Source organism: Rhodanobacter sp. FW102-FHT14D06, assembly GCF_043950705.1.
Lineage (GTDB): Bacteria > Pseudomonadota > Gammaproteobacteria > Xanthomonadales > Rhodanobacteraceae > Rhodanobacter.
The window spans coordinates 2010626-2031571 of record NZ_CP170722.1 but is presented as its reverse complement, the minus strand read 5'-3'; the positions used below and the strand labels follow the sequence as shown (position 1 = coordinate 2031571).

At 68.6% G+C, this 20946-nt stretch carries 22 protein-coding genes, 1 tRNA gene and 1 other RNA gene; 13 read left to right on the top strand and 11 right to left on the bottom strand.

The annotated features are described in order from the left end of the window. The first annotated feature begins 43 nt into the window (after positions 1-43). From rph to pepQ, 6 genes are all read left to right on the top strand, one after another. Entirely contained in the window at positions 44-769 is a 726-nt protein-coding gene (gene rph / locus ACFCQI_RS09175; protein WP_395121160.1) for a ribonuclease PH, read from the top strand. 1 nt (position 770) lies between these two features. Further along, positions 771-1370 carry an RdgB/HAM1 family non-canonical purine NTP pyrophosphatase gene (rdgB, locus tag ACFCQI_RS09170; RefSeq protein WP_395121158.1) on the top strand — a complete coding sequence of 200 codons (600 nt, stop codon included), beginning with the start codon at positions 771-773 and terminating at the stop codon, positions 1368-1370. Beyond that, a complete protein-coding gene (gene hemW / locus ACFCQI_RS09165) occupies positions 1367-2533 on the top strand; it encodes a radical SAM family heme chaperone HemW (protein ID WP_395121156.1) in 1167 nt (388 codons plus the stop codon). The genes rdgB and hemW overlap by 4 nt, the downstream gene beginning before the upstream one ends. A gap of 73 nt (positions 2534-2606) precedes the next feature. Continuing rightward, a complete protein-coding gene (locus ACFCQI_RS09160; RefSeq protein ID WP_395121155.1) occupies positions 2607-4940 on the top strand; it encodes a DUF1631 family protein in 2334 nt (777 codons plus the stop codon). Beyond that, positions 4937-5296: a PilZ domain-containing protein gene (locus ACFCQI_RS09155; RefSeq protein ID WP_395121153.1), complete on the top strand. Its 360-nt coding sequence runs from the start codon at positions 4937-4939 to the stop codon at positions 5294-5296. The genes ACFCQI_RS09160 and ACFCQI_RS09155 overlap by 4 nt, the downstream gene beginning before the upstream one ends. Before the next feature lie 112 nt (positions 5297-5408). Beyond that, positions 5409-6725 carry a Xaa-Pro dipeptidase gene (gene pepQ / locus ACFCQI_RS09150; RefSeq protein WP_395121151.1) on the top strand — a complete coding sequence of 439 codons (1317 nt, stop codon included), beginning with the start codon at positions 5409-5411 and terminating at the stop codon, positions 6723-6725. A 13-nt stretch (positions 6726-6738) separates the two neighbouring features. Here the strand turns inward: pepQ and cydB are convergent, their stop codons facing one another. The 4 genes from cydB to ACFCQI_RS09130 all read right to left on the bottom strand — a co-directional run bounded on the left by cydB (position 6739) and on the right by ACFCQI_RS09130 (position 11129). Continuing rightward, entirely contained in the window at positions 6739-7749 is a 1011-nt protein-coding gene (gene cydB, locus ACFCQI_RS09145; protein WP_395121149.1) for a cytochrome d ubiquinol oxidase subunit II, read from the bottom strand. Between the two features lie 2 nt (positions 7750-7751). Continuing rightward, on the bottom strand, positions 7752-9128 hold the full coding sequence (locus ACFCQI_RS09140; RefSeq protein ID WP_395121148.1) for a cytochrome ubiquinol oxidase subunit I: 1377 nt from the start codon (positions 9126-9128) through the stop codon (positions 7752-7754). Between the two features lie 100 nt (positions 9129-9228). Then, complete coding sequence (locus ACFCQI_RS09135) at positions 9229-10569, bottom strand: aminopeptidase P N-terminal domain-containing protein (protein WP_395121146.1); 1341 nt, start codon at positions 10567-10569, stop codon at positions 9229-9231. Next, positions 10566-11129, bottom strand: a complete 564-nt coding sequence (locus ACFCQI_RS09130) for a UPF0149 family protein (protein ID WP_395121144.1) — start codon at positions 11127-11129, stop codon at positions 10566-10568. The genes ACFCQI_RS09135 and ACFCQI_RS09130 overlap by 4 nt, the downstream gene beginning before the upstream one ends. A 108-nt stretch (positions 11130-11237) precedes the next feature. Here ACFCQI_RS09130 and ACFCQI_RS09125 point away from each other — a divergent pair, with 108 nt between their 5' ends. The 6 genes from ACFCQI_RS09125 (at position 11238) to rpiA (ending at position 13972) form a co-directional block, all read left to right on the top strand. Further along, positions 11238-11471, top strand: coding sequence for a TIGR02449 family protein (locus tag ACFCQI_RS09125; RefSeq protein WP_136258838.1), 234 nt, complete (start codon positions 11238-11240; stop codon positions 11469-11471). 8 nt (positions 11472-11479) lie between these two features. Continuing rightward, on the top strand, positions 11480-11788 hold the full coding sequence (locus ACFCQI_RS09120; protein ID WP_395121142.1) for a cell division protein ZapA: 309 nt from the start codon (positions 11480-11482) through the stop codon (positions 11786-11788). A 65-nt stretch (positions 11789-11853) separates the two neighbouring features. Then, positions 11854-12040: non-coding RNA, 6S RNA (ssrS, locus tag ACFCQI_RS09115), on the top strand. A gap of 78 nt (positions 12041-12118) precedes the next feature. Next, positions 12119-12751 carry a 5-formyltetrahydrofolate cyclo-ligase gene (locus ACFCQI_RS09110; protein ID WP_395121140.1) on the top strand — a complete coding sequence of 211 codons (633 nt, stop codon included), beginning with the start codon at positions 12119-12121 and terminating at the stop codon, positions 12749-12751. Next, the gene (locus ACFCQI_RS09105; RefSeq protein WP_395121139.1) at positions 12748-13200 is read left to right on the top strand and encodes an EVE domain-containing protein; all 453 of its coding nucleotides are present in this window, start codon (positions 12748-12750) and stop codon (positions 13198-13200) included. Before ACFCQI_RS09110 ends, ACFCQI_RS09105 begins: the two co-directional genes overlap by 4 nt. Before the next feature lie 130 nt (positions 13201-13330). Further along, positions 13331-13972, top strand: a complete 642-nt coding sequence (rpiA, locus tag ACFCQI_RS09100; protein WP_395121137.1) for a ribose-5-phosphate isomerase RpiA — start codon at positions 13331-13333, stop codon at positions 13970-13972. Positions 13973-14040: 68 nt separating this feature from the next. On the opposite strand, the gene ACFCQI_RS09095 is transcribed toward rpiA, so the two are convergent. From ACFCQI_RS09095 to rplM, 4 genes are all read right to left on the bottom strand, one after another. Continuing rightward, positions 14041-15963 carry a chloride channel protein gene (locus ACFCQI_RS09095; protein ID WP_395121135.1) on the bottom strand — a complete coding sequence of 641 codons (1923 nt, stop codon included), beginning with the start codon at positions 15961-15963 and terminating at the stop codon, positions 14041-14043. A gap of 164 nt (positions 15964-16127) precedes the next feature. Then, a tRNA-Gln gene (locus ACFCQI_RS09090) sits at positions 16128-16202 on the bottom strand. Positions 16203-16215: 13 nt separating this feature from the next. Further along, positions 16216-16608, bottom strand: a complete 393-nt coding sequence (gene rpsI / locus ACFCQI_RS09085; RefSeq protein WP_136258847.1) for a 30S ribosomal protein S9 — start codon at positions 16606-16608, stop codon at positions 16216-16218. Between the two features lie 10 nt (positions 16609-16618). Further along, a complete protein-coding gene (rplM, locus tag ACFCQI_RS09080; RefSeq protein WP_136258848.1) occupies positions 16619-17047 on the bottom strand; it encodes a 50S ribosomal protein L13 in 429 nt (142 codons plus the stop codon). A 194-nt stretch (positions 17048-17241) separates the two neighbouring features. On the opposite strand from rplM, the gene coq7 reads away from it, so the two are divergent. Next, on the top strand, positions 17242-17883 hold the full coding sequence (gene coq7, locus ACFCQI_RS09075; protein ID WP_395121133.1) for a 2-polyprenyl-3-methyl-6-methoxy-1,4-benzoquinone monooxygenase: 642 nt from the start codon (positions 17242-17244) through the stop codon (positions 17881-17883). 7 nt (positions 17884-17890) lie between these two features. On the opposite strand, the gene ACFCQI_RS09070 is transcribed toward coq7, so the two are convergent. The 3 genes from ACFCQI_RS09070 to ACFCQI_RS09060 all read right to left on the bottom strand — a co-directional run bounded on the left by ACFCQI_RS09070 (position 17891) and on the right by ACFCQI_RS09060 (position 20900). Next, a complete protein-coding gene (locus ACFCQI_RS09070; RefSeq protein WP_136257288.1) occupies positions 17891-19207 on the bottom strand; it encodes an ABC transporter permease in 1317 nt (438 codons plus the stop codon). After that, positions 19204-20154 (bottom strand): ABC transporter ATP-binding protein, encoded by a 951-nt coding sequence (locus ACFCQI_RS09065; RefSeq protein ID WP_395121131.1) that lies wholly within the window; start codon positions 20152-20154, stop codon positions 19204-19206. Before ACFCQI_RS09065 ends, ACFCQI_RS09070 begins: the two co-directional genes overlap by 4 nt. A gap of 119 nt (positions 20155-20273) precedes the next feature. After that, positions 20274-20900: a trimeric intracellular cation channel family protein gene (locus ACFCQI_RS09060; protein WP_395121129.1), complete on the bottom strand. Its 627-nt coding sequence runs from the start codon at positions 20898-20900 to the stop codon at positions 20274-20276. Positions 20901-20946 lie beyond the last annotated feature (46 nt).

The following is a 20946-nucleotide window of genomic DNA, read 5'->3' as shown; positions in this document are numbered from 1 at the left end:
TGGTAAACTCTCCGGTCCCCCTTGCCCAATCCGGCCACCCTTCATGAATCCCAGCCGCCCCAGTGGCCGCGCCAGCGACCAGCTGCGCACCGTCAGCCTCGAACGTCATTACACCCGCCACGCCGAAGGCTCGGTGCTGGTCAGCTTCGGCGACACCCGCGTGCTGTGCACCGCCAGCATCGAGGATCGCGCGCCGGCCTGGCTGCGCGGCAAAGGCGAGGGCTGGATCACCGCCGAATACGGCATGTTGCCGCGCGCCACCAACACCCGCACCCAGCGCGAGGCCGCCCGCGGCGGCCAGGGCGGCCGCACCATGGAAATCCAGCGGCTGATCGGCCGCAGCCTGCGCGCCTGCGTCAACCGCCAGGCGCTGGGCGAGCGGGTGATCACGCTGGACTGCGACGTGCTGCAGGCCGACGGCGGCACCCGCACGGCGGCGATCACCGGGGCCTATGTGGCCCTGGTCGATGCGGTGAACCTGCTGATGAAGCGCGAGAACCTCAAGCGCAACCCGATCGTGGGCGCGGTCGCCGCGGTCTCGGTCGGCATCTACCAGGGCGTGCCGGTGCTCGACCTCGACTACGCCGAGGATTCGGACTGCGACACCGACATGAACGTGGTGATGAACGACGGCGGCGGCTTCATCGAAGTGCAGGGCACCGCCGAAGGCCACGCCTTCCGCCGCGACGAGATGGACCAGATGCTGGCGCTGGCCGAAAAAGGCATCGGCGAACTGGTCGCCGCGCAGCGCGCGGCGCTCGCACTCTGACATGCGGCGCATCGTCCTCGCCAGCAGCAACCGCGGCAAGCTCGCCGAGTTCCATGCCCTGCTCGCCAACGCCGGCTTCGAGGTGGTGCCGCAGGCCAGCCTCGGCGTGGACGACATCGAGGAAACCGGCCTCACCTTCGTGGAGAACGCCGTGCTCAAGGCACGCCACGCCGCCCGCGCCAGCGGCTTGCCCGCGCTGGCCGACGACTCCGGTCTGTGCGTGGACCATTTGCGCGGCGCGCCCGGCCTGTACTCGGCGCGCTATGCCGGCAACCACGGCGACAACGCCGCCAACAACGCGAAGCTGCTGCGCGAACTGGACGGCGTGCCGACGGAACGACGCGGCGCGTTCTTCATCTGCGTCCTGGCGCTGCTGCAGCACGCCGACGACCCTTCGCCGCTGATCGCAGAAGGCCGCTGGCACGGTCGCGTGCTCGACGCGCCGCGCGGCACGCAAGGTTTCGGCTACGACCCGCTGTTCCTGCCACACGGGCAGACCCTCGGCGCCGCCGAACTCGAGCCGGCGCTGAAGAACCGCCTCAGCCACCGCGGCCAGGCGCTGGCGAAACTGCACGACCGCCTGCGCGAACTTCGCCCATGAGCCTCGTCGCGCCGCCGCTGTCGCTGTACGTGCACATGCCGTGGTGCGTGAAGAAGTGCCCGTACTGCGACTTCAACTCGCACGGCCTGCGCAGCGAGCCGCCGCCGTACGCCGATTACATCGACCACCTGCTGGCCGATCTCGACGCCGACCGCGCCGACTTCGCCGCGGCGCTGGAGGGCCGCGCGGTCATCAGCGTGTTCTTCGGTGGCGGCACGCCCAGCCTGTTCGCGCCGGAGCTGATCGCGCGCCTGCTCGAGGGCGTGCGCGAGCGCCTGCCGCTGGCCGAGGACGCCGAGGTCACCCTGGAAACCAATCCCGGCACGGTCGAGCATGGCCGTTTCGACGGCTATCTCGCCGCCGGCGTGAACCGCATCTCGTTCGGCGTGCAGAGCTTCGACGACGACAAGCTGAAGCGGCTCGGCCGCATCCACTCGGCCAGCGAGGCGGAAGCCGCGGTGAAATCCGCGCAGGACGCCGGCTACGCCAACATCAACCTCGACCTGATGTACGCGCTGCCGAAGCAGGAACTGGACGGCGCACTGGCCGACGTCGAGCGCGCCATCGCGCTGGGGCCCACGCACATCTCGCACTACCAGCTCACGCTGGAGCCGAATACGGTGTTCGCCGCCAACCCGCCACCGCTGCCCGACGACGACCACGCCTGGGCAATGCAGGAAGCCTGCGAGACGCGCCTGGCCGAAGCCGGCTACGGCCAGTACGAAATCTCCGCCTACGCGCAGCCCGGCCGGCGCTGTGCACACAATCTCAACTACTGGCGGTTCGGCGACTACCTCGGCATCGGCGCCGGGGCCCACGGCAAGCTCAGCGACGCCGGCAGCAACCAGATCCACCGGCGCTGGAAAACGCGCGGCCCGCGCGCGTACATGGGCGAACCCGGCGGCGCGGGCCGGATCGGGGGCGACCACGTGGTCGCCCCCGCCGAGCAGCCGTTCGAGTACATGCTCAACGCGCTGCGCCTGATCGACGGCGTGCCGATGGCCGATTTCCCCGCGCGCACAGGGCTGGCGCCGGAGACGATCGCCGCGGCGCTGGCCGCCGCCCGCGACCGCGGCTGGCTGCACGGCGACGCGCAACGCCTGCAGACCACCGCGCTGGGCCAGCGCTTCCTGAACGACGTGATCGCAAGCTTCCTCGACTGACGCGTTCGCGGCGATGGCATAGCCCCGGCAAGCAGCATAGACTTGGCCAACCCGGGGAAATCACAGGTTTTGCATGGACGTCGGACAAGACCGGCGACGCATGTCGGCATCGCGCGGCACGGCCCAGTTCAACCAGGGGCGGTGGCCGGCGCGTGCCCAGCAATTGATCGAGACCGCCTACACCCTGTGCGTGGAAGGTCTCCACGAACCCGTGCGCCGCTGCATCGGCGAATTCGAGAAGCAGCTCTTCGCACTGGCCGACCACGCGCACCGATCCGACGAGCAGCACGAGTGCTTCGCCAGCCGCCAACGCGTGCTGCAGGGGCAGAACGCGCTGGTGCAGGCGTTCATGGAAGAACTGGGCAAGGCGCTCAATGAGCTTGACCGCCATGCGCACCGGCCCGCCGATGCGGAAACCGCGGCCACCGCCAGTCCGTGGCAGACGCTGGAACTGCTCGACCCCGGCGTGCAGGAGATGACGATGGCGCTGGACCAGCTCGGCGCCCGCGGCGACGCACGCCATGGTCGCGCGCTGTACGAACTGGGCCATCGCCTGGCGGTGCTGATCGGCGCGCCGCCGCTGGAAGGCGCATCGCTGCCACTTGGCCCGCATGCGCTGGCCAAGGCATTCCACCAGGCCAGCGCCGCGCTGGAGCTGCCACTCAAGCACCAGTTGTTGTTGCTGCAGCACTTCGACCAGTGCGTGCTCCCTGCGCTGAGCGAGCTCTACGGCACCATCAACCTGCGCTGGCAGTCCGACGGCATCCTGCCGCAGCTGCGCAGCGTGCCGGCACCGCGCCACGTCAACAAGCGCCCGCGGCAGGGTACGGGCGAGATCGGCGCCGCCAGCGAAACCCCCGCCGCGCCGGCAGAAGCTGCCGCCAAGCCGGCGACCGGCGGCGCCCCGGAAGATTCCATCCACGTGCTGGAATCGCTGCGCGACCTGCTGTCGCAGCGGCGCGCCGGCCAGGGCACGGGCAGCGGCGAAGCCGCCGGGCCGGCCGCCAGCGAGGAAGAACTGCAATCGGCGCTGGGTGCGCTGCAACAACACTTGGCCAAGGTCACCGACCACGCCAGCCGCGAACTGCGCAGTGCCGCGCGCCTGCGCGAGGAGCTGCTGACCCAGCTCAACCTCGGCAAGCCTGCCGGCGCGCCGCGCACCCAGCTCACCAGCGAACAGGGCGACACGGTGGAGCTGGTCGCCGAACTGTTCGAGCAACTGGGCCAGCAACTGCAGCAGGGCAGCAACGCCCGCGGCCTGCTCGGCAACCTGCAGCTGCCGGTGCTGCGCGTGGCGGTGGCCGACCACGACTTCTTCGAGCAGCGCGACCATCCCGCGCGCAAGCTGCTCGACACCGTCGCCGCCGCCGCCAACGACTGGCTCGACGGCAGCGACGACGAGAGCAACCGTCCGCTGGCCAGCAAGCTGGAGCAACTGGTCAGCCGCGCCAACCAGGAGCCGCCCAGCGCCGGTCTCTACACCACGCTGCTGGCGGATATCGAACACCATCTGGCGCTGCTGACGCGCAAGGCGCAGGCCGCCGAACGGCGCCACGTCGAAGCGGCGCAGGGCCGCGAACGGCTGGACCAGGCGCGCCATCGCGCCGGCGAACTGATGGCGGACCGCTTCGCGCAATCGCCGCCGCGCGGACTGCTGCGCGCCCTGCTGGACCGCGCCTGGTCCGACGTGCTCGCGCTGACCCTGCTGCGTCATGGCGAGGACAGCCCCGCGTTCAAGGCGCAGCTGGCGATCACCGACCAGTTGCTCGGCCGCCTGCCGGTGCCCGACCCGCGGCAGCTGCAGCAGGAAGTGGAAAGCGGCCTGCAGCAGATCGGCATGCACGCGGAGGAATCGGTGCAGGTGGCGCAACGCCTGCTCGGCGTCGGTACGCCCGATCCGGCCAGCGAGCTGCCCAGCGCCACCGATCTCGCGCTGCGACTGAAGCAGCACCAGCGCCTGGGTGAACAGCAGGCCAGCCACGAAGCCGCGATCGCCAGCCCGATCGTCAAGCCGACGCCGCCTCGGCCCGCAACGACAACGGCGACATCGACCCGACCACCGGCGGTCGATCCGCGCGAGGCGCGCATCGAGCAGCATCTGCGCAAGTTGCCGTTCGGCAGCTGGTTCGAGTTCATCGACCCCGCCAGCGGGCAGATCGCGCGACGCAAGCTGGCCTGGTATTCGCCGATGTCGGGACGCTGCCTGCTGGTCAGCCGGCGCGGCCAGCGCGGCGAGGAGATGACCATGGCCCAGCTCGCCCACGAAGTTGCCCGCGGCCGCGTCTGCGAAGTGCCGGCCGAGCCGGAAAGCCTGCTCGACCGCGCGTGGCGCGGCCTCACCGGCAGCCTGCGCCAGGCCGCCGCAAGCGGGCGCAGCGGCAAACCCGCGGAGTTCCGCCACCGATGAATCCGCCCAACAGCCCCGCCAACCAGCGTCGTGCGCCGCGCAAGCGGGCGCCCGGCAACGCCATCGTCACCGACGTGATCCGCGGCGAGCCGATCGGCCACCTGGGCAACCTGTCCAGCACCGGCCTGCTGCTGATCACCTCGCAGGCACCGCGCAGCGAGGCGCTGTACCAGGTACGCATCGACCTGCCCGCCACCGGCCGCGCGCTGGTGCAGTCGCAGCCGATCGAGGTGGGTATCCAGGAGCAATGGCACGAGCACGCCGCCAGCTCCGGCCAGATCTGGGCCGGCTACCGGATCATCGCCATCACCGACATCGACGCAGCGCGCCTGGAAAGCTGGCTGGCGCAGGCGTAGGCGCGACTGGCCGCATCACCTCCACTGGAACTGCCGACCTGCGGGCGTCATCATGGCGATTCGTCTTTGCTGATTCGCCGGGCCTTTCCCGTGCGCCTGCCGGGAGTTCTCCATGCATGATCGACTCGCCACGCTTTATCCCGCGCACCTGGCCACGGTGCAGCACCATGCCGAGCAGGCGCTCGCCCGCGGCGGCTTCGACCACCTGCTGATCGCCGCCGGCATGCCCGGCGTCAAGTTCCTCGACGACAATCACTACCCGTACGCCGTCAGCCCGCCATTCAAGCACTGGTTGCCGTTGACCGACGCGCCGGGCAGCTGGATCGCGTACACCCCGGGCCGCAAGCCCAAGCTGATCTTCCTGCAGCCGCGCGACTACTGGCACGTGGTGCCGGATGCGCCCGCCGGCTACTGGGTGGACGGCTTCGAGATCGTCGTGGTGCGCACCGCCGAGGAAGCGGTGGCCGAGCTGCCGCAAGGTCGCTGCGCCAGCATCGGCGAAGCGAACGCCGCCGTCGCCGGCATCGCGTTCAACAACCCTCCCGCGGTGCTGGATTACCTGCACTACCACCGCGCGTACAAGACGCCGTACGAGCTGGAACTGATGCGCGCGGCCAGCCGCATCGGCACGCGCGCGCATCGCGCGGCCGAACAGGCATTCCGTGCCGGCGCCAGCGAGCTGGGCATCCATCAGGCCTACCTGGCGGCGGCTGGCCAGATCGACGCCGAACTGCCCTACTCAAGCATCGTGGCGCTGAACGAGCATGGCGCCGTGCTGCACTACATGGATTTCACCCGGCAACCGCCGGCACGCCCGCGTTCGCTGCTGATCGACGCCGGTGCCAGCGCCTCGGGCTACGCCAGCGACATCACGCGCACCCACGCCGCCGCCGACGCAGGCGAATTCCAGGCGCTGATCGACGCGATGGACGCGAACCAGCAAAGCCAGGCCGCGATGGTGCGCAGCGGTCGCCCCTACGCCGAGTTGCATCTGCATGCGCACCGGCAACTGGCCGCGCTGCTGAAGGACCACGGCTTCATCCGCATGGAGGCCGAATCAGCACTCGAAAGCGGCGTCACCCGCGCCTTCTTCCCGCACGGCCTGGGCCATTCGATCGGCCTGCAGGTGCACGACGTGGGCGGCTTCGCCAGGAACGACCGCGGCGACACCGTACCGCGGCCGGACGGCCACCCGTACCTGCGCATGACCCGCACGCTGGAGCCCGGCATGGTGGTGACGATCGAGCCCGGCCTGTACTTCATCGAGATGCTGCTGGCCGAGTTGCGCGACAAGCCGCTGGCGAAGGACATCGACTGGCACAAGGTCGAGGCGTTCAAGCAGTACGGCGGCATCCGCATCGAGGACGACGTGGTGTGCACCGAGGGCGAGCCGGAGAATCTCACCCGCAACGCGTTCGCCGCCGCGTGACCTCACCCGCGAGTCAGTGATACCCCTCCCCGGCGCGCACCTTGCCGCGGAACACGCGGTACGAGTACGCGGTATAGAACAACACCACCGGGATCATGACGGCCGCGCCGACCAGCACGAAACCCTGGCTGGAGGGTGGCGAGGCGGCGTCCCAGATGCTCATGTCGGGCGGCACGATGTTCGGCCACATGCCGGCCACCAGGCCGAGGAAGCCCAGCGCGAAGAAGCTCAGCGCAAGCACGAACGGCGCCACCTCGCGATTGGCCAGCACCGCGCGCCACAACCAGGCGGCGACTGCCACGGTGAGGATCGGCAGCGGCGACAGATACAGCAAGTTCGGCCAGGCGAACCAGCGATCCATCAACCGCGAATCGAGGAACGGCAGCCACGCGCTCACCATCACCATGAACGCGATCACCGCCAGCATCAGCGGGCGGGTCAGGTCGCGCGCGATGCGCTGCAGCCGGCCTTCGGTCTTGAGCACCAGCCAGGTCGCGCCGAGCAGGCCGTAGCCGAACACCAGCGCCATGCCCGTCATCACCGCGAACGGGCTGAACCAGGCGAACGCGCCGTGCAGGTACTTGCCGCCTTCGGCCGGCATGCCTTCGACGATGGCGCCCAGCATCAGGCCTTGCGCAAACGCCGCAACCACCGAGCCCAGGTGGAACCCCACGCCCCAGATGCGTCGCGAGGTATGCGCCCGAAAGCGGAACTCGAACGCCACGCCGCGGAAGATCAGCGCGATCAGCATCGCCAGCACCGGCAGGTACAGGCTGGACAGGATCACCGCATAGGCGCGCGGGAACGCCGCCATCAGCCCGGCGCCGCCCATCACCAGCCAGGTCTCGTTGCCGTCCCAGATCGGCGCGGCGGTGTTCATCATCAGCTCCTGCTGCGCCTCGTCATCGGCGAACGGGGTGAGGATGCCGATACCGAGCACGAAACCGTCCAGCAGCACGTACATCATGATCGCGAAGCCGATGATCAGGAACCACACCACCGGCAGCGTCGTGGAAAGTTCCATGCTCAGTCCTCCCCGCCATCGTCGACCACGGCCAGCGGCCGCGCCGCGGTGGCCTCGGCGCCGAATCGCGGCGGTGCCGCCTCCGGACCGTGGCGCAGCACCTTGAACAGGTACCAGCTGCCGAAGCCGAACAGGATCATGTAGGTCACGAAATACACGACCAGCGAGGTGAGCACGCTGGAGGCTGCCACCGGACTGGCGGCGTCGACGGTGCGCATCACGCCGTAGACCACCCACGGCTGGCGGCCGATCTCGGCGGTGTACCAGCCGGTGAGCAGGGCAATGAAACCGGCCGGCATCATCGCGATCCAGCAGCGCAGGTACCAGCGGTGCTCGAACAGGCGCCGGCGCCACCACAGCAGCACGCCCGTCAGTGCCAGCAGCAACATCAGCACGCCGAGGCCGACCATGATGCGGAAGCTGAAGAACGGCGCGGCGACCGGCGGGCGGTCGTGCACGGGAAAATCCTTCAGCCCCTGCACTTCGCCGCTCCAGCTGTGGGTGAGGATCAGGCTGCCCAGGTGCGGCACGTCGAGCGCGTAATCGTTGCGCTCGGCCTTCTCGTCCGGCCACGCGAACAGGGTCAGCGGCACGCTTTTCCCGGTGGTCCAGCGTGCCTCGATCGCCGCCAGCTTGGCCGGCTGGTACTCGCGCACCACCAGGCCGGAGAGATCGCCCACGAAGATCTGCAACGGGATCACCAACGCCACCAGCGCCAGCGCGCAGCGCAGCATCAGCCGCGCCTTGTCCTGCCAGATGCCGCGCAGCAGATACCACGCCGCCACGCCACCGATCACCAGCGCCGTGCTCAGGAAGCACGCCAGCACCATGTGCACCAGCCGGGTCGGGAACGACGGGTTGAAGATCGCCGCCCACCAGTCGGTGGCATGGATCACCCCGTCGACGACCGCATAGCCCTGCGGCGTTTGCATCCAGCTGTTCGCCGCCAGTATCCAGAAGCTGGAGATCAGCGTGCCCAGCGCGACCATGCAGGTGGCGAAGAAATGCGTGCCGTGGCCCACGCGATTCCAGCCGAACAGCATCACGCCGAGGAAGGTGGCCTCCAGGAAGAACGCCGTCATCACCTCGTAGTTGAGCAGCGGCCCGAGCACGTTGCCGGCCACGGTGGAGAGGCCGGCCCAGTTGGTGCCGAACTGGAAGCTCATCACGATGCCGGAAACCACGCCCAGCCCGAACGAGCCGGCGAACACCTTGAGCCAGAAGAAGTACAGGTCGCGCAACATCTCGCTGCGCCGGCGCAGCCACAGCGCCTCCAGGAACACCAGCCAGCTGGCCAGGCCGATGGTGAACGCGGGAAACAGGATGTGGAACGACATCACGAAACCGAACTGGATCCGCGACAGGAACTCGGCCGTCATCGTCATCGCCTGCGGCTTGGATCGCCCGACTATAAGCCGGCAAACGTGCACGCCTCGTGGTGCGCGGCGGTACGCCGCGTGGCGTTTCGCCGCGTGGGGATCAGCGCCCCGCGAGCAGCGCCTCGATCTCGACCGGGTCCTTCGGCATCGCCGCCGTCAGCACCTCGTGGCCGTCGCGGGTCACCGCCACGTCGTCCTCGATGCGGATGCCGATGCCGCGCCAGCGCTCGGCCACCGAGCGATCGTCCGGCGCCACGTACAGCCCCGGTTCCACCGTCAGCACCATGCCCGGTTCGAGCAGGCGCGATTCGCCGTCGATGCGGTAGTCGCCCACGTCGTGCACGTCAAGGCCCAGCCAGTGGCCGGTCTTGGCGGCGAAGAACCGCCGGTAGCTGCCGCTGGCGACCGCCGCGTCCGCATCGCCGTCGAGCAGGCCGAGCGCGCACAGGCCTTCGCTCAGCACGCGCACCGCCGCACCGTGCGCGGCGTTGAACGGCAGGCCGGGCCGCACCTGCTCGATCGCCGCCAGCTGCGCGGCCAGCACCACCTCGTACAGCGCGCGCTGCTCGCGGCTGTAGCGACCGTTGGGCGGAAACGTGCGGCTGATGTCCGAGGCGTAGCAATCGAGTTCCGCGCCCGCGTCGATCAACAGCAGCTCGCCCTCGCGCAGCGGTGCGCGATTGCCCTGGTAGTGCATCACGCAGGCATTCGCGCCGCCGGCCACGGTGGGCGCAAACGCGGGCACCGCGCCGTGGCGGCGGATCGTGCCCAGCAGTTCGGCTTCGACCTCGTACTCGTGACGACCCGGCCGCGCCAGCCGCAGCGCGGCCAGTTGCGCCTCCACCGCGATCGCTGCAGAAGCGCGCATCAGCTTGAGTTCGGCGCGCGACTTGAACAGGCGCAGATCGTGCAGCAAGTGGCCCAGCGCGACGAACTCCTTGGGCACCACGCCGCCGCCGCGCAACTGGCGCAGGCGGCGCATCCAGCCCAGCAATTGCGCGTCGAACGCGGGCTCGTGGCCGAAGTGGCAGTACACCCGCGCGCGGCCCTCGATCATGCCGGGCAGGATGTCGTCGATATCGTCGATCGGGAACGCATCGTCCATGCCCCAGGCCGCCACCGCCTGCTCGGTGCCGATGCTGGGGCCGTGCCAGCGCTCGTGCTCGATGTCGCGCTCGCGACAGAACAGCACCGCCTCGCCATGCGCGCGTCCGGGCAGCAGCGCCAGCACGGCATCGGGCTCGGGGAAGCCGGCCAGATAGTGGAAGTCGGAGTTCTGCCGATACGGCCACGCCGCATCGGCGTTGCGCATGCGCTCGGGCGCGGCGGCCACCAGCAGCACCGCGTCGGGGCCGGCCATCTGCATCAGCTGGCGGCGGCGACGCGCGAACTCCTCGGCGGCGATCGCAAGCCCCGCCAGGCTGGCCGTGGGAGCATTCAATGCACGGTGTTCCCGCCAACGCCATCGCGCGCGCCGCACTCGGCGAACAGCAGCATCGCCGCCATGCGCACGAATTCGTGCACCTCGATCAGCGCGTCCTCGTCCTCGCTCTCGTTGCCGAAATCGAACGAGGAGCCGGCGATCGTGCCCAGGTCGCGCAGTACCTCCTGCGCCTCGCCCGACAGCGACGCCTGGACGGCGGCGCCGGCCAGGCCGAAGCCGCCGAGAAAGCCGCGGCACCATTCCACCACGGCGTCGGCGCGTTCGTGCAGCGGGCGGTCGTCCGCCGGCAGCAGCGGCTCGAAGCCCAGCTCGGCATCGACCAGCGCCGCCTGGCTCTGCCGTGCCAGTGCATCGAGTTCGGCGCGGTCCGCGGCGGTGGGTTCGGTTGCCTCGCCATCCAGTTCCAGCACGCCGAGCAGCGCATCGCCGCCCACCGCCCCGCCACCGGCCAGGTAGCCGGTCAGCGAGCCATGCAATTCGCTGGCGCTGGTGCCCAGGCGCAGCCGCACGACCAGTGCCTGCAGCTTCTCGTGGTCCATCTCGTCGGTATCGGTCACGGCGCTTGTCCTGCGGTCAGTGAGCCAAGTTTAATGCAGCCGCCGCACGCTGCCGGCAGCGTGCGCCACGAGGCGGAAATCCGCCGGCGTCCTGCTATAGTTTCGCGCATGAGCACGCCAGACCATGTTGACCCTGTCCAGCAAGAGTTGGCCGCCCTGGGCCAGCAGATGGATCGCCTGCTCGATACCGTGCGCCGGCTCAGCGAGGAGAACCGCAGCCTGCGCCAGAGCCAGGAGCAGCTTTCCGGCGAACGCGCCGGCCTGCTGGCACGCAACGAGCAGGCACGCAGCCGGGTCGAGGCGATGATCCAGCGGCTGAAATCGCTTGAGAGCAACGGTTGACCGAACCCATGTCCAGCACTGAACCGGTCGCGCTGCGACTCATCGATCGCGAATTCCTGATCGCCTGCGCGCCGGAAGAACGCGAAGGCCTGCTGGAAGCGGCCGGATACCTCGACCGCAAGATGCGCGAATTGCGCGCCCACGCCAAGGCACCGGGCTTCGAGCGCCTTGCCGTACTCGCGGCGATCAGCGTCGCGCACGAGTTCATCATCCTGCGCAAGCAGCACGAGGGGCAGAACCAGCGCCTCAGCGACGGGCTGGCCAGCCTGCGCAGCAAGCTCAGCGCGGCGCTCGAAGGCGACCCGGCCAAGTCCTGAACGGCGCGCGCCGCGCCGTGGCGAACGGTGGACATTTCCGGGCAAGCGCCTAGAATTGACCTCGGCGTTTTCTGCGGTGTTCGCCAGCACACTCTTACATTTGCCTTGTTCCTAAATACGGCCCCGGGTCGGCTCTACATCGGCTGTTGTGCATGTCCGCCGCGTGCGGAAAGCCTCGAGGCCATGTTGCCCTCCCACCTGATCCATCGTGGATCAAGGTCGTTTGGTGGGCAGCGGCATTGCGGTTTACGCCACTTGATTCCCGCCCTGTTCGTCATCCGGATTGCCGGATGACGAACAGGGCGCACCCATGACGGAGCCGAGCGACACGTGGACGCCCCCGCCCAACGCCGCGAGCTTCGCCAGCGCCTGGCCGAGCGGCGCCGCGCACTGCCCCCCACCGAACGCATCGCGGCCGCGCAGGGTCTGCGCCGCAGCCTGGAACAACTTCCGGAGTACTTCACCGACCAGCGGGTCGCCGGCTACTGGGCCAGCCACGGCGAGCTGCCGCTGAACCTGGTGATCCCGCCGCTGGCCACGCGCGGGCAGCAGTTTCTGTTGCCGGTGACCGGCCCGGGCCGGCAGCTGCGCTTTGCCGCCTGGAAGCCCGGCGACGCGGTGGAGGCCAACCGCTACGGCATTCCCGAACCGGCGCAGCCGGGCGAACTGTTCGAACCGTTCCAGCTAGACCTGGTGCTGGTCCCGTTGCTCGGCTTCGACCGCCGCGGCAACCGGCTCGGCCACGGCGGCGGCTACTACGACCGCGGCTTCGCCTTCCTCAATGAACAGGTGCGCCCCACCGAACCACTGCTGGTCGGCATCGCCTATGCGTTCCAGGAACTGCCCGAGATCGATGAGCAGGACTGGGACGTGCCGCTGGATTTCGTCGCCACCGAACGCGAACTGATCGACTGCAACCGCACCGGTCCCGACCATCCTGACTCGCCGGAGCACGCCGCATGAACCACTGGCTGATGAAGTCCGAACCGGACGCCTTCTCGATCGATGACCTGAAACGCAAGAAGCGCGAACCCTGGGACGGCGTGCGCAACTACCAGGCGCGCAACTTCATGCGCGACGGCATGCGTCCCGGCGACAAGGTGTTCTTCTACCACTCCAACTGCGCCGTACCCGGTATTGTCGGCATCGCCGAAGTGGCCACTGACGCCTACCCCGATCCCAGCCAGTTCGATCCCAAGAGCAAGTACTTCGACGCCGGCAGCTCGCGCGACAACCCGCGCTGGATGCTGGTCGACGTGAAGTTCGTGAAGAAGCTCAAGCGCACGATCAGCCTGGACGAGCTCAAGGGCGATCCCGCGCTGGAGGGCATGGCCCTGCTGCGCAAGGGCAACCGGCTGTCGGTGATGCCGGTGGAGGCGGCGCACTGGGAGTACATCCTCGCTCTCGAGTGATGACCCGCATCCACCGGGCTCCGCTCGCAGGGTGGCATTGCCCGCCCTCTGAATCGGGAGCCGCAAGAGCCGTGCTCGCCGCGCGGACTGCTGACCGCCATAATGCGGTTTTCTTCGGGACCGCACCCCCATGAGCAACGCCAACGAAAAACGCCAGGCCGGCGAAGCCGCGATCCGCTATGTCGAGGATGGCGCCATCGTCGGCGTGGGCACCGGTTCCACCGTGGCGTTCTTCATCGACGCACTGGCCGACCTGAAGGATCGCATCCAGGGTGCGGTGTCCAGCTCGGAGCAATCCACCGCGCACTTGAAGAAGCTCGGCATCCCGGTGCTCGACCTCAACGCGACCGGCCCGCTGTCGATCTACATCGACGGCGCCGACGAGTGCGACGGGCACAAGCGGCTGATCAAGGGCGGCGGCGCGGCGCTCACGCGCGAGAAGATCGTCGCCGCGGCCAGCGACAAGTTCGTCTGCATCATCGATTCCAGCAAGCGGGTCGAGCTGCTCGGCAAGTTCCCGGTGCCGATCGAGGTGATCCCGATGGCGCGCAGCCTGATCGGCCGCGAGATCGTCAAGCTGGGCGGCAATCCGGTATGGCGCGATGGCGTGGTCACCGACAACGGCAACTGGATCATCGACGTGCACGGCTGGCAGATCACCGACCCGGTAGGACTGGAGGAGCAGCTGAACCAGCTCCCGGGCATCGTCACCGTCGGCCTGTTCGCGCGCCGGCCGGCCGACGTGGTGCTGGTCGGCGATCGCGAGATGTAAGTCGGAGCGGCACCCACGGCGCGCCGCTGTCGTCGGTGCTCGCGGGAGGGCGGCGGACCGTGCCTGCCCTACGCGGCGGGGCTTGGCTTGTTCGATTTGCCGAGCTTGATGTGGCGTCCGGCGTAGCGCGCCTCGCGCAGCCGCTTGCCGTGCGCGGCCAGGATGTCGCCGCGGGTGAGGATGCCGACCAGCTTGTGCGGGTCGTCCTTGCTCACCACCACCACGCGGCCTACGCTCTCGGCCACCATGTGGTCGGCCGCTTCGCGCAGCGAGTGGTTCTCGTTCACCGCGACCGGCGGCCGCGTGATCAGCTCACCCAGGGTCAGCGTGTAATGCCACTGCGGATCGAGCAGGCTGCGTCGGGTCAGCACGCCCTGCACGCGGCCGCGCTCGTCCACCACGGGGAAACCCTGGTGGTGCGAGTGCGGCGCCTCGTCGTTCAGCCAGCGACGTACCTCGGCCAGCGCCTGGGTGGTCTTGAGCGTGGCCACGTCGCGCGAACAGGCCGTGCCCACGCTGACCTGCTCCAGGTAGTCGGCGGCGTATTCCGAGGGCACGCGCACGCCGCGGCGGGCGATCTTCTCGGTCATGATGGTGTTGCGCATGATCAACGCCGAGATCAGGTAGGCCGCCGTGCAGCCGCCCAGCAGCGGCAACAGCGCCGCCGGCTGGCGCGTGGTCTCGAAGGCGAACACCACGGCGGTGAGCAGTGCGCGCGAGGAGCCGGCGAAGATCGCCGCCATGCCCACCAGCGCCGCGATGCGCAGGTCGATGTGGAATGCCGGCAGCGCGTAGTTGAAGCCGATGGCCAGCGCCGCGCCGAGCGAACCGCCGATCATGAACAGCGGCGCCAGCGTGCCGCCGGAGGTGCCGCTGCCCAGCGAGATCACCCAGGAGATGAATTTCAGCGCGCCGAAGCTGAGCAGCACGGCAAGGCCGAAATGCCCCTGCACCAGCGCGTCGATGTTGTCGTAGCCCACACCCAGCGTGCGCGGGTCGATCCAGCCCACGAAACCGGCGACCAGTGCTCCGATGACGGGCCACCACATCCAATGGATCGGCAGTTTCTCGAACAGGTCCTCGACGCCGTACACCGCGCGGGTCACCCAGATCGAGGCGTAGCCGACCAGCCCGCCGATCAGCACGAAACCCGCCAGCGCCAGGCTGCCGGGCTCGGGCACGTCGGGCATCGGGAACACCGGCGCCGCGCCGTAGCTGGCGTAGCGCACGCCCACCGCGGTCACCGTGGCCAGCGCCACCGGGATCAGCGAACGCGGGCGCAATTCGAACAGCAGCAGCTCCACGGCCAGCACCAGCGAGGCCACCGGCGCACCGAACACCGCCGCCATGCCCGCCGCCGCGCCGGCTGCCAGCAGCACCTTGCGCTCGTTGGCGGTGACGCGCAGCAACTGCCCGATCAGCGAACCCAGCGCGCCGCCGGTGGAGATGATCGGGCCCTCGGCACCGAACGGGCCGCCGGTGCCGATGGCGAAGGCGGAGGACACCGGCTTGAGCCAGGTCATCCGCGCGGGGATGTTCGATTCGTTGGTGAGGATCTGCTCCATTGCCTCGGGGATGCCGTGACCCTGGATCGCGCGCGAGCCCCAGCGCGCCATGATGCCGGCAGTCAGGCCGCCGATGGCCGGCATCAGGATCACCCAGGCGCCGATGGCAGTGCCGGCCGGCGACAACACGAACGAACCTGGCCTCGCGTTCGGCCCGATCACGTCGGAGATGCGGCCGTAGTAGCACAGGTCGGTGATGAGGTTGATCAGCAGCATCAGCAGCTGCGCCACGTAGGCCGAGGCCACGCCCAGGATCACCGCCAGCACGCTGATCAGCAGGATGCGGTGGTTGACCAGGGTGGACTTGCGCGGCATCCGCGCCGCATCCAGCGACAGCCCCAGGGCGGGGGCGATCGGCAGCGCGTCGGTGCTGCCGACCGTGCGCACGTCGGCGTGCCCGACAGGATCGTCAGTGGCTGGCGTCATCGAGGTTTCACAGCGTGGAAAGCGGGAATTTTACGCTGCTGCAATGCAGAAAAAAAGGGTAAGGCCGCGCCAGATCACGTAATTTTCTGCGAATTTGCGTATCGCTGCCACAACCGGCCGCGCCAACGAAAAAGCCCGCCGGAAGGCGGGCTTTCGATCGGATTTGGCAGCCCCGGATGGATTCGAACCACCGAATGCCTGAGTCAGAGTCAGGTGCCTTACCGCTTGGCGACGGGGCTGTAGAGCTTCAGTTTAGCGCTTGGAGAACTGGGTCGCACGACGGGCCTTGTGCAGGCCGATCTTCTTGCGCTCGACCTCGCGGGCGTCGCGGGTCACGAAACCGGCCTTGCGCAGCGGCGACTTCAGGCTTTCGTCGTACTCGACCAGCGCGCGGGCGATGCCCAGGCGGATCGCGCCGGCCTGGCCGGTGATGCCGCCACCGGCGACCGTCACCTTGATGTCGAACTTGCCGGTGCTCTCGGTCAGTTCCAGCGGCTGGCGCACGATCATGCAGGAGGTCTCGCGACCGAAGAACTGCTCGAGCGACTTGCCGTTGACTTCGATGGCGCCGCTGCCCTTGCGCAGGAACACGCGGGCGGCGGAGGTCTTGCGGCGGCCAGTGCCGTAATTCTGCTGGGTCGTCATGCTCATTTCCTTAGATCTCCAGCGCCTGCGGCTGCTGTGCGGTATGCGGATGTTCGGCGCCGCCGTACACCTTGAGCTTGCGGTACATCTCGCGGCCCAGCGGGTTCTTCGGCAGCATGCCCTTGACGGCGATCTCGATCACGCGCTCCGGGTGGGTCGCCAGCAGGTCCTTCAGGCTCATGGTCTTCAGGTTGCCGACGTAGCCGGTGAAGCGGTGGTACATCTTGTCGTCCAGCTTGGCGCCGGTGACATGCACCTTCTGGGCATTGACCACGACGATATAATCGCCGGTGTCGCAATGCGGGGTGTATTCCGGCTTGTGCTTGCCGCGCAGACGACGGGCGATCTCGGTCGACAGGCGACCGAGCGTCTTGTCCGTGGCATCGACCACGAACCAGTCGCGCTTGACGTTGTCGGCATTGGCGCTGAACGTTTTCATTTCAAATACCTGTCGACCGCCGGGAGGCGGTACCCATGATGGGAAGCATGCTTCGGTGGAACAAAGGCGCAAGATGATAGCGGAGCTGTCATCCAGGGCGCAAGCCCACCGGCCGGCGAGCTGTGAGTCGGCAATGATAGCATGAACGCCGGCGGGCTTGAGAAGTCCCGCCCCTGCCCGCCGCCTGGAAGACCATGAGCATCCGTCACCTGAGCCGCCTCGATCGCCTGCTGATGGCCGGCGAACGCGCCCTGGAAGCGATCGCGGGCACGCCGCCCGCCACACGCCCCTCGCCCGCCGCCGGCATCGCCGAGTCGGACCTGGACGAGACCGAGCGCCGCCACGCCGCCGGCCTGATGCGGGTCAACCACACCGGCGAGGTCTGCGCCCAGGCGCTCTACGTGGGCCAGGCCGCGCTGGCGCGCGACGCCGACAACCGCGAACACCTGCTGCACGCCGCGAGCGAGGAGACCGACCACCTGGCCTGGTGCGCCGAACGCCTGCAGCAACTGCACAGCCGCCCCAGCCTGCTCAATCCCCTGTGGTACGCCGGCAGCTATGCCATCGGTGCCGCCGCCGCACTGGCCGGCGACCCGCTCAGCCTCGGTTTCGTGGTGGAAACCGAACGTCAGGTGGAAACCCACCTGGCCGAACACCTGGAAAAGCTGCCGCCGCAGGATGCGCGCTCGCGCGCGGTGCTGACCACCATGCAGGCCGACGAGATCCGCCACGCCGAAGCCGCGCAGCAGCGTGGCGGCATCGAGCTGCCATTTCCCCTGCCGCAGTTGATGCACGTGAGCTCGATGCTGATGAAGACCGTCGCCTACCGCATCTGAACCCGCATCACGCCCTGATCCAGCGCCACAGCTCGCCCCACGACGGCTTCTTGCCGTACATCAGGATGCCGGTGCGGTAGATCCGCGCGGCCAGCCACACGCAGGCCAGCAGGGCGAGCACCATCAGCGTCAGCGACAACACCAGTTCCATGGGCGGCACCGAGGTCAGCGACCAGCGCACGGGCATCGTGAACGGCGCGAAGAACGGGACGTAGGACATCGTCACGCCAAGCGGACCGGTCGGGTCCTTGATCAGGGCGAACACCGCGAAGAAGCCCACGATGATGAACACGGTGACGAAGATCGCGTACTGCTGGGTCTCCTGGATCGTGTTGCACATCGCGCCGATCGCCGCGTACAGCGCGCCGTAGAGCATGAAACCCAGCGCGAAATACAGCAGGAACACCACCAGCAACCCCGGCGGCATGCTCGGGATCGGGAAGCTCTGCGCCGCATCGGCGCTCATGCCGAACATGCCGGCCAGCGGCAACCGCTGGCTGCTGAGCACCAGCGCGGTGCCGCCCCAGATCCCCATCTGCGCCAGCCCGGCCAGGCCCACGCCGAGCACCTTGCCCAGCAGCATCTGGAACGGGGTCAGCGACGAGGTCAGCACCTCCATGATGCGCGAGGTCTTTTCCTCGATCACCGAGGTCATCGTCTGCTGGCCGTAGATCAGGATCGCGATGTACAGGATGAAGCCCATGAAGTACGCGATCAGGTACGACTCGGTGCCGCTCTGGCCGGTCTGCTTGCCGTCGGTGACCTTGGTGGTGTCCATGTCGGCCGGCTTCATCGCCTCCTTGAGCAGAGCCGTATCCACGCCGGACTTGGCCAGGCGCACGCCGGTCAGCGCACTCGACACCACGCGCTGCAACTTGCTCATGGCTTCCAGCGAACCGACATTGCCGCCGTAGTAGGCAAGCTTGCCGGTGGCCAGCGTCTCGTCGGTGAGCACCAGCACGCCGTTCCAGCCATCCTTCTTCTTGCTGCTGGAAAAACCGGTCTCGGCGATCAGCCCGTCGCGCACCTTGGCAAGATCATCGCCGGTAGCCGGAAACACCTGCACGGTGTAGCGCGATTTGGCGTCGGCTCCCTTGCCGATCTTTTCCGACCCGAGTGCCTGGCTGACGCGCTGGCCGAGATTCGTGGTGGAGGCGTCCACCAGCGCCACGCGGCTGGTGCGGTCGCCGCCGCTCATCATCAGCGCGGGCAACAGCACCATCGCCACCATGAACACCGGCAGCAGCACGGTGGAAATCACGAACGCCTTGGTGCGCACGCGTTCGACGAACTCGCGGCGGACAACGGCAATGATCTTCTTCATGCGGCGACTCCGGCGTGGGCGGTGGCGGCTTCGGCGCCGACCTTGGCGATGAAAATGGCATGCAATGACGGTTCGACCACCTCGAACCGGCGCAGGCCGACGCCTTCGCGCACCAGCGCCGCGAGCAGTTGTTCGGGGTCGGCGCCATCGGCCATCTGCAGCTCGGCGGAGGCACCATAATCGTCGACGCGGGCGATCAGCGCGCGATCGGCCAGGATGTTCGCGGCGCGCGCCTTGTCGTGGGTGAAGCCCAGCGCCACGTGGCGCCCGCCGAAATCCTCCTTGACCTGCGCCACCGTGCCGTTCACCACCATCTCGCCGCGCGCGATGATCGCGATGCGGTCGCACATGCGCTCGGCCTGCTCCATCACGTGGGTGGAGAACAGCACGGTGCGGCCCTCGGCGGCGATCGCCACCACGATGTCCTTCATCACCTGCGCATTGACCGGGTCGAGGCCGGAGAACGGTTCGTCGAGGATCACCAGCTCGGGCTCGTGCAGCAGCGCGCCGGCGAACTGCACCTTCTGCTGCATGCCCTTGGACAGGTCCTCGACCTTCTTCTGCGCCCAGTCGCTGACGCCGAGCCGCTCCAGCCAGGCCTGCGCGCGCTTGCGCGCGTCGGCGCGGCCGATGCCCTTGGTCTCGCCCAGGAAGATCAGGTGGTCGAGCACCTTCATCTTCTTGTACAGCCCGCGCTCTTCCGGCAGATAGCCGATGCGCTGGGACAGCGCGCGGCTGTTGTGCGGCGAGTCGAACAGCACGATCCTGCCTTCGTCCGGCTCCAGGATGCCCATGATCAGGCGGATCGTGGTGGACTTGCCGGCGCCGTTGGGGCCAAGCAGCCCGAAGATGCCGCCGCCGGGGATTTCCATGGACAGGCGGTTCACCGCCGTGTGCCCGGAAAAACGCTTGGTGACGGACTCGATGCGCACGCTCGCTGCAGTCATGTAGCAGTTCCCTGGAATGACGGGCTCCCCGCCCGAATCCGGAAAACTAGCATGCGATGCCAACCGGGCAAAGGTGACCAATGGCAGTGCGTGTCGCGCACGGGAGGAAGAGCGGCACGTCAGTGCGGCTTGCTGCGTCCGAAGCGCGGCAGGTTCCAGTGCAGGCGCAGCGACAGGAAGCGCAGGCCGAAGCACACCAGGATCGGCAGCCAGGTCGCCCACACCGCCGGCCAGTGGAGATGTTCGCCAAGCACCGTCAGTGCGGCGCCGATCAGCGCCGCCGAAGCGTAGATCTCCCGCTGCAGCACGATCGACACGCGGGTCAGCAGCACGTCGCGCGCCATGCCGCCGCCGACCGCGGTGACGATGCCGAGCAGGATCGCGACCTCGGCGTTGTTGCCGTACGCCAGCGCCTTGTGCGCGCCATACACCGCGAACAGGCCCAGCCCCATCGCATCGAACAGCCGCACCGGATAGGTCAGCCGCTCCACCCACGGATAGGCCACGATGGTCAGCAGCGCGGCGACCACGGCGGTGAACAGGTAGCGCCAGTCCGACAGGCCGGCCGGCGGGATCGCGCCGATGCACAGGTCGCGCACGATGCCGCCGCCGCACGCGGTGATGAAGGCGATTGCCAGGATGCCGAACAGATCGAGGTTGCCGCGCCTGGCTGCGGTCGCGCCGCTGATCGCGAACGCGAACGTGCCGGCCAGGTCCACCAGGTTGAACAGCAGTTGTTCGTTCACGCGACCGGCTCATGCGGGCATGCCGACAGCGCGGCGATGCCCGCCA